The organism is Xenorhabdus sp. KK7.4, from assembly GCF_963876465.1.
GTDB lineage: Bacteria > Pseudomonadota > Gammaproteobacteria > Enterobacterales > Enterobacteriaceae > Xenorhabdus > Xenorhabdus stockiae.
This window is the reverse complement of the sequence record NZ_CAWNQF010000109.1, coordinates 1-8253: the sequence shown is the minus strand read 5'-3', so window position 1 is coordinate 8253 and position 8253 is coordinate 1. Positions and strand designations below refer to the sequence as shown.

The following is an 8253-nucleotide window of genomic DNA, read 5'->3' as shown; positions in this document are numbered from 1 at the left end:
CACACGTTACATGAAACAGTCACACGTAACCATTGTTGTCGGTATATGTGGCAACTGCTCAGTAATGTGAAAAAATTCTTGAAAAAATCTGCAAATAGACTCTTTCAGAGAAAGTAAATCGAGTGTCCCACTATTATGAAAAGTTATTTAGGAGTAAAGAATATAACTCCACTTGGCACGGTTATTTGGGGGATTATTTAAATGGAAAAGTGGGAATTAACCAGTTAATACCTTAGCATGAATTTTTTGATAGTATAGGATTGGAAAAGGAATTAAATAAGAATACTCAATATCACTACGTTCTTACATTAGCTCAAGCCCAAAGCATTATTGAAGATATCAATCCTAGTCGTCCACAAAATCCAAGTCACGGTGAATCACTGGCAAGGGGTATTGAAGAGGACGACCAGACAAAAGGCCCTATGTCACATGTATTTTCTGTCACAGATCCTATTTCTCCTTATGGCGGAAGTATCTATGATTCGCGAGGGTTTTATGATGTTTGCCGGGAGTTTCAGAGGTTAAATATCACGGCTAGAACACATGTGGCAGAAAATGGCTGCACGTATATTCATGTGTCGGGGCATGCAGGTCCTAGGAGACTTGTCAGGGGAACACGATACGGTGCTAATCATCCTCAAATGATAGGAATGGGGATAGGGCAGCAGGGTCTTAATAACAGTATTGTAAGAGGGGTTAGATTCTGCATCATCTTTTCTATTGGATATCGAGTCGTAGAAAGTATTTTTAAGGATGAGTATACTTTAGCTGATTTTCTCGGAAACATAACAATTGATATGGCTAAAACAGCCATTACTGCGGCTGCTGGCATAGTTTTGGTAACTGGTTTTTTGGTTGCTTATGGTTTGGACGTTTTTGATAAACAATATGGAATATAAGTGAAAAATTAATAACATTCTTAAAAGAACAAAGGGACAGAAAACCAAGAGCGCCAGAAGCGGATTTACGACATTTTTTAATGGATTAGGAAGGATGAGGTGAAGAGTAAATATGTTAAAGCATTAGGTGTGCTAATTCTGTTATTAGGACTGACATTTATGATGAGCTTAGTTGTTGATTCTGCTATTTCATTAATACTAATGAGAGATGAAATAACATTTTCTAGCGCCGTTATCATATGTTTTATGTCTTTTCCTCTATTGTTTTATTCTTTATCAGGTTCTATTTTTTTCTTTCTATTTGATAGGCTGCCTAAATTTAACAAGGTTATTATTAAGTACTTAAGTATGCTGATGGTTACATCATTCATCGTTAGTTTGCCTATATCTTTTTATGTGAGCTATAAGTTAAAAAATGATGGTTATTTAACATGTGATAAAATATCGTGGATGTCGCCAACTACTTACGTCAAAAATTTATCTCTGTGTAAATGAAATTTTTTGTAAATATTCTGTCCTTATGTTTTGTCCTGTTTAGCCTCTAAAGTTTAGAGGCTTTTTAATTATTTTAGATAGTATTAAATAGTGTCTTTGAGGAAAATAAATAACCATAAGACACAATGAAAAAACTACTCGAATTACGCCAGCAAAAAAACGATTTAACCCAGCAAATGCGCTCGCTGCTCACCAAAGCCGAAGACGAAAAGCGCTCACTGAATCCCGATGAAGCCAAACAGTTCGACGAGCTGCGCGGCCAATCCGATAACCTGAATACGGAAATTGCCCGTTATGAGTCTTTATCTGATGAAGAACGCAATCAAGCAAAGAACCAGCCAACCAGTAAAACACTCAATAATGATGAACTACGCCACTATATCCTGACTGGCGAAGCCCGTTCCTTGTCTACAAGCATCCCCTCAGGCGGCGGCTATACCGTTATCCCTGAGCTGAACAAACAAATCATGCAGCAATTGGCTGATGAGTCGGATAACGCTGTCTACTCTGCCCTTGAATTAGGTATGGGCGCACGTCCCGAAGGTATTCTATTTGCATTACCACGGCGGGTAGTAACGTAATATCCGCCTGTAAACAGCATTATGTGTAGTAGTTCAAACTTGATCTTACAGTCAGCTATGAGCGAGAAGCTGACTTGATGGCATAATTAATTAACCATGAGGATTTCGAGCTCAAGCAGCTTATGATCCCGGAGAATAACTTCATGAAAAGGGAAAAAGGATGACCGTCGATCGCAATGGCTACATTACCCAGCCAAAATGCAGTGAATTGCAGCCCGAATTCTCACACGTAGTTGCAGACGTAGTCACAAAGCTAAGCCACTGCTTTCCTGAGCTGATACATAGCCTGTATGTTTATGGAAGCGTGGCTGAAGGTCGAGCAAAGATAGGGAAGTCAGATCTTGATGTGTCAATCATTTTCAACTATGAGCCCGATCAGGTGACTTCAGCACACCTCGCTGCGGTTCAATGTGAACTTGAAAATAATAATCCTGTTGTCAGTAAAATCGATTTTGATTGTGGCCTACTACAACAGGTGCTACACCCAGATAATAAGCTTAGTTGGGGATACTGGCTCAAGCATCACTGTGTCTGCGTCTACGGAGAGGATCTGAGCCGCCGATTTCATGCCTTTAAACCTTCAAAAGCAATCGCGGTAGCAGTGAATGGTGACTTCCTGCCGGTACTGGATAAGCTCATTGCTCAAATGCATGCGTCAACCGACGAAAACAAAAAGTTACAGCTACAACGCGCAGCCGCACGAAAGGCAATCCGAGCAACCAGCATTCTTCGTAGCGAACATGATAATGACTGGCCGGAAACACTCCATGAACATCGCATTAAATTCAATGCCCGATATCCAGCTTTAGCGAAAGATATGGATTATTTAATAACAATGAGTAATGACCCTTACGGGAACACAGCTAATTTCAAAAAAAGGGTTATGGCCTTTGTCAGCTGGCTTAACGTGGCGTTTCATAAGCAACAGGGCTGATGCTGCCCAACTGATTCACATAGCCGTGTTCTAATCACCTCCGCTGACGACTTAAGGCCGTCAGGACGTATCAATTTAGTAATACAAAACAGTATATCATTTAAGAGCTAGCTCATCTTTAAGCAACGTCAGTTCCTGGCACTGAGCTAACTGTCATATTTGCTTGAATCCTGAGTAGCAAGAGTATTAGCTTACATGGGCGGTTTAATCGCATATAACGCAAAAAGGTAAGCCGTTTTTACTGGTTCGCTTATTGAGTCGGATAAATCAATCAGTTAAAGTAGCCCCGCCATTGGCACAATCCAGTAGTCAGGGTTTCGCAGCCTTGTAAACATACCCCACTGGTAGGAAATTTCTACCAGTGTGTCTGCTATCGCCTATTCAATGGCGGTTCTGATAGGGGAGGTTTCGGCCTCGCCGGATGGGTATGTTCCGGTACTGCGAACCCTGTCTGAATCGCCACCATCAATTTCTCAATTAATGGAAGGGGTAGCAGGAATGAATAATGTTAAAAATGACTGGCATCAAGCTGATATCATCGCTGCATTACGTAAGCGTGGTACAACCTTAGTTGCTGTTTCTCGTGAATCTGGCCTCAGTTCATCTACACTGGCAAATACTCTCAGCAGACCGTGGCCGAAAGGCGAATGGATTATTGCTAACTATCTCGAAATACACCCATCTGAAATCTGGCCGAGTCGCTATTTTGATTCGTATGGTGAATTGATTGAACGCAAGGTTCGGGATAAATCATAAAAATAATCAGTTCCATTTAAAAATCATCGGGAAGATAGCCGTAACGGGGTATCTTCTCACTAGCAGTATCATTTGCAATTATCACTTTAATAGTTTTCAACTGAATACACATAACCCTCATAGCTTGGAACGTTAAACGTACTGACCACGTTTTACTGATCATGCATTCACTCTCATTCTTTCTTTTCTTTTGCCTTGTTTTTATCTTATGTTTTTTTTATAGATTTGTTTAGTGTTATATGTATAAACAGTTATATAAACAAACAAGAACAAACTCGTTAAGAAATGATGATTACTTATTTAATATCAGATAGTTGTGTTTAAATTGAGAGTGTGGGCTATTATAATTACTCAAGGTTGTTTTCATGGCGTATACTGATGCGCTATTTCGTTCTTGTTTAGTGGATTGATGTACTACATGGCTGGAAGAAAACCAACTAACAACAGTATGGCTGAACCAAAAGATCGCCAAGTGGAAGGGCTGAAACTTCCACCACACTCTTTGGAAGCAGAGCAATCCGTGTTGGGCGGTTTGATGCTGGATAATGAACGTTGGGATAACGTATCCGAGCGTGTTACCAGCAATGATTTTTTCAGCCGCCCACATCGGCGCATTTTTTCTGAAATGCAGCGTTTGCTTGAAACAGGCAAACCTATTGACTTGATTACATTATCAGAATCCCTGGAGTTGAATGGGGAGCTGGATAATGTCGGTGGTTTTGGCTATCTGGCAGAATTGTCAAAAAATACGCCAAGTGCCGCAAATATCAATGCTTATGCAGATATTGTCCGTGAACGTGCTGTTGTTCGCGATATGATTGCAGTTGCTAATGAAATCGCCGATGCAGGATATGACCCACAAGGCCGAACCAGTGAAGAATTGTTGGATTTGGCTGAATCTCGTGTATTCCAGATAGCAGAAACCCGGGCAAGTAAAGATGAAGGCCCGAAAGGCATTGAACAAATCCTTGAAGAAACCGTTGAACGCATTGAGCAGCTTTATCAGCGCCCACATGATGGCGTAACAGGAGTTTCCACGGGCTATCAGGATCTGGATAAGAAAACGGCGGGTCTGCAGAAATCAGACTTGATCATCGTTGCTGCACGTCCTTCGATGGGTAAAACAACCTTTGCGATGAACTTGTGTGAAAACGCAGCGATGATGCAGGATAAACCGGTTCTGATTTTTAGTCTGGAGATGCCCGGTAATCAGATCATGATGCGTATGCTGGCGTCGCTTTCCCGTGTAGACCAGACGCGTATTCGAACGGGTCAGCTTGATGATGAGGACTGGGCCCGAATTTCCAGCACCATGGGGATTTTGCTGGAAAAACGCAATATGTATATTGATGATTCATCCGGTCTGACTCCTACTGAAGTGCGCTCCCGCGCAAGAAGAGTTTTCCGCGAACATGGCGGGCTTAGCATGATCATGATCGACTACCTGCAGTTAATGCGAGTGCCGTCCCTCTCCGATAACCGAACACTGGAAATTGCAGAAATATCCCGTTCCCTCAAAGCATTGGCGAAAGAATTACAGGTGCCGGTTGTGGCCCTTTCTCAGCTTAACCGTAGTCTGGAGCAGCGTGCTGATAAGCGTCCGGTGAACTCTGACCTGCGTGAATCAGGCTCTATCGAGCAGGATGCTGACTTAATCATGTTTATCTATCGTGATGAGGTATATCACGATAACAGCGAATTAAAAGGTGTAGCGGAAATTATCCTTGGTAAGCAACGTAACGGCCCAATTGGTACGGTAAGGTTGACATTCAACGGTCAATGGTCGCGATTTGATAACTATGCTGGGCCAAGCTATAGCGATGAATAACCCAGTTCAAAAATAAGTCTATTTATCCAAACCAATTGATTGGAAGAAAGTATAAAAAAGGGGAAAAAATGAAAGCGGCAACTGCTGTTATCGACCGCCGCGCTCTGCGACACAACCTGCAACAGGTTCGGGTGAAAGCTCCGGGCAGTAAAATTATTGCAGTTGTGAAAGCAAACGCCTATGGACATGGTTTATTGGAAACTGCGTATACGATGGAAAGCGCAGATTGTTTTGGTGTTGCACGAATAGTGGAAGCTCTGGCTTTGCGCAGTGGTGGGGTTATCAAACCCATTCTGCTACTGGAAGGTTTTTTGGGCGCATCTGACTTACCTATTTTGGTTGTCAATCATATTGAAACCGTAGTGCACAGTATTGAACAGCTGGAAGCACTAGAACAAGCTAATTTACCTCACCCAATTAAAGTATGGATGAAATTGGATACGGGTATGCACCGTCTTGGCGTTCGTATTGATGAAGCAGAAGATTTTTACCAACGTTTGAGCCGTTGCCGTAATATTGAACAGCCTGTGAATATTATTAGCCACTTTAGTCAGGCAGATGAACCTCTGGTGGATACTACCTATCAGCAAATTGAGCAATTTAAGTTATTTGTTGCAGATAAGGCGGGTGAAAAATCCATTTCAGCATCAGGCGGAATTCTGTTGTGGCCACAGGCCCATCTGGACTGGGTTCGTCCCGGTATTATGATGTATGGTGCATCACCGATGGCGGATAAGACCGCGGATGATTTCAGCTTAATGCCCGCAATGACATTGAAATCCAGTTTAATCGCTGTACGTAAACACAAAGCAGGTGAAGCGGTAGGTTACGGCGGTACTTGGGTCAGTGAACGTGATACCTATTTAGGTGTTGTAGCTATCGGATATGGTGATGGTTACCCCCGTAGTGCATTATCGGGCACACCGGTATTTATTAATGGACGTAAAGTCTCCCTTGTTGGGCGGGTATCCATGGATATGATCACGGTAGATCTAGGACCGGACTGTCAGGATAAAGTGGGCGATGACGTTATCCTCTGGGGTAAAGTCCTGCCAGTGGAAAAAGTGGCTGAATATACAGGGATTAGTGCCTATGAACTCATCACAAAATTAACTTCACGTGTTGCGATGGAATATCTGGACGAATAATCGGGTTCAGTTATATTGTCTGTTACCGTGTCTTTAATATCATTTAGGTAATAGAGGTATAACATAGTGTTCCAGAATGTTGATGCTTACGCAGGTGATCCTATTCTTTCGTTGTCGGAAGAGTTTAAAAAAGATCCCCGTCCAGAAAAGGTTAACCTGAGCATTGGGCTTTATTACGATGAGCAGGGTATAACTCCCCAATTGCAGGCTGTTGCAACCGCAGAAGAACAAATAAGTACTCTGCCACAGTCTGCTTCTCTTTATCTTCCAATGGAAGGTTTAATGGCTTACCGGCAGGCAGTTCAGGAATTATTATTCGGTAAAGATCATTTAATGTTGCAGCAAAATCGCATTGCAACTATCCAGACAGTCGGCGGGTCAGGGGCACTGAAAGTCGGTGCTGACTTTTTGCATCGTTATTTCCCTGATTCTGAAGTGTGGTGCAGTGATCCTACATGGGAAAACCATGCTTCAATATTCTCTGGGGCAGGGATAAAAGTAAATTATTACCCTTATTTTGATGATAAAACCAAAGGGGTAAAATTTGATGAAATGCTGGCAACGTTCCGGCAATTACCAGCAAAAAGTATTATCCTGATGCACCCTTGTTGCCATAATCCAACGGGTTCTGATCTGACTAATGACCAATGGGATCAGGTCATTCAGGTAGTTAAAGAGCAAAAGTTAATTCCATTTCTTGATATCGCTTATCAGGGGTTTGCTGAAGGCATTGAAGAAGATGTTTATGCAATTAGGACGATGGCGAGTGCTGAACTACCTTGCTTTGTCAGTAATTCATTCTCAAAAATATTTTCCTTATATGGCGAGCGCGTTGGTGGCTTATCGGTTATTTGCGACGATAAAGAAACGAAAGAATGTGTCTTGGGGCAGCTAAAAGCCTGCGTACGTCGTATTTATTCCAGCCCGCCTAATTTTGGCGGTCAGGTTGTGGCGAGAGTATTAGCTGATCCATTACTGAGGGAACAGTGGCTGAGAGAAGTTGAACAGATGCGTTTGCGTATTCGGGAAATGCGCACTGTGCTGGTATCTGCATTGAAAGAAGCATTACCGGAGAAAAACTTTGATCATTTGCTTAAACAGCGTGGCATGTTCAGTTATACCGGATTTAGCACTGAACAGGTTGTTCGTCTGCGTGAAGAATTTGCTGTTTATCTGATTGAATCCGGCCGGGTTTGTATGGCGGGTGTGAATCATCATAATGTACAACGTGTTGTTGAAGCATTTGTGGCTGTGAGTCGTTAAGCATTCACTATACACAATGGATTTCAAGATGCGTCGCGGCGGCAAGAAAGTAAATCCCCGGGAGCATAGATAACCGTATGTTTATAAAAACGGTGACTGGGGTGAGCGAGCGCAGCCAACAAAGAGGCGACTTGAAAGACGAAGTGTATATACCCAATAGATATCGAGTTGCACTGTAGCTAACTAAATAGCTTTTCAAAATGGTAGGCGAATCAAAGAAACTCAGTCCTATTTTTGCGAACTTTTTAATCGCAAAACCAAAAAAACACAAAAAGGAAGGACTGAGTTATGGCCATCGTACCACCAATTCCGCGCAATGAGCGGCGTCAAATGAGAAAAATTGTCCAAA

General features: G+C 42.4%; 7 protein-coding genes and 2 pseudogenes. All 9 read left to right on the top strand.

All coding sequences use genetic code 11. The features are described 5' to 3' along the window. The first annotated feature begins 260 nt into the window (after positions 1 to 260). Positions 261 to 899 (top strand): hypothetical protein, encoded by a 639-nt coding sequence (locus tag AACS90_RS18675; protein ID WP_241538327.1) that lies wholly within the window; start codon positions 261 to 263, stop codon positions 897 to 899. Positions 900 to 998: 99 nt separating this feature from the next. Next, the gene (locus tag AACS90_RS18670) at positions 999 to 1394 is read left to right on the top strand and encodes a DUF1240 domain-containing protein (RefSeq protein ID WP_099123527.1); all 396 of its coding nucleotides are present in this window, start codon (positions 999 to 1001) and stop codon (positions 1392 to 1394) included. A 125-nt stretch (positions 1395 to 1519) separates the two neighbouring features. Continuing rightward, positions 1520 to 1885 (top strand): annotated as a pseudogene (locus AACS90_RS18665) (phage major capsid protein); the annotation flags it as partial. Beyond that, a pseudogene (locus tag AACS90_RS18660) lies at positions 1886 to 1998 on the top strand (hypothetical protein); the annotation flags it as partial. A gap of 137 nt (positions 1999 to 2135) precedes the next feature. Continuing rightward, the gene (locus AACS90_RS18655) at positions 2136 to 2909 is read left to right on the top strand and encodes a nucleotidyltransferase domain-containing protein (protein ID WP_099123526.1); all 774 of its coding nucleotides are present in this window, start codon (positions 2136 to 2138) and stop codon (positions 2907 to 2909) included. Positions 2910 to 3407: 498 nt separating this feature from the next. Further along, positions 3408 to 3665 carry a helix-turn-helix domain-containing protein gene (locus tag AACS90_RS18650; protein WP_099123528.1) on the top strand — a complete coding sequence of 86 codons (258 nt, stop codon included), beginning with the start codon at positions 3408 to 3410 and terminating at the stop codon, positions 3663 to 3665. A gap of 418 nt (positions 3666 to 4083) precedes the next feature. Continuing rightward, positions 4084 to 5493, top strand: a complete 1410-nt coding sequence (dnaB, locus tag AACS90_RS18645) for a replicative DNA helicase (protein WP_099123525.1) — start codon at positions 4084 to 4086, stop codon at positions 5491 to 5493. Between the two features lie 68 nt (positions 5494 to 5561). Next, the gene (gene alr / locus AACS90_RS18640; RefSeq protein ID WP_099123524.1) at positions 5562 to 6641 is read left to right on the top strand and encodes an alanine racemase; all 1080 of its coding nucleotides are present in this window, start codon (positions 5562 to 5564) and stop codon (positions 6639 to 6641) included. A gap of 66 nt (positions 6642 to 6707) precedes the next feature. Next, the gene (locus AACS90_RS18635; protein WP_099123523.1) at positions 6708 to 7904 is read left to right on the top strand and encodes an amino acid aminotransferase; all 1197 of its coding nucleotides are present in this window, start codon (positions 6708 to 6710) and stop codon (positions 7902 to 7904) included. Positions 7905 to 8253 lie beyond the last annotated feature (349 nt).

Bases quoted from the DNA above. Each gene is read 5' to 3' on its own strand.
- AACS90_RS18650 (WP_099123528.1), top strand. From the start codon at position 3,408: ATGAATAATGTTAAAAATGACTGGCATCAAGCTGATATCATCGCTGCA.
- AACS90_RS18655 (WP_099123526.1), top strand. From the start codon at position 2,136: ATGACCGTCGATCGCAATGGCTACATTACCCAGCCAAAATGCAGTGAA.
- dnaB (WP_099123525.1), top strand. From the start codon at position 4,084: ATGGCTGGAAGAAAACCAACTAACAACAGTATGGCTGAACCAAAAGAT.
- alr (WP_099123524.1), top strand. From the start codon at position 5,562: ATGAAAGCGGCAACTGCTGTTATCGACCGCCGCGCTCTGCGACACAAC.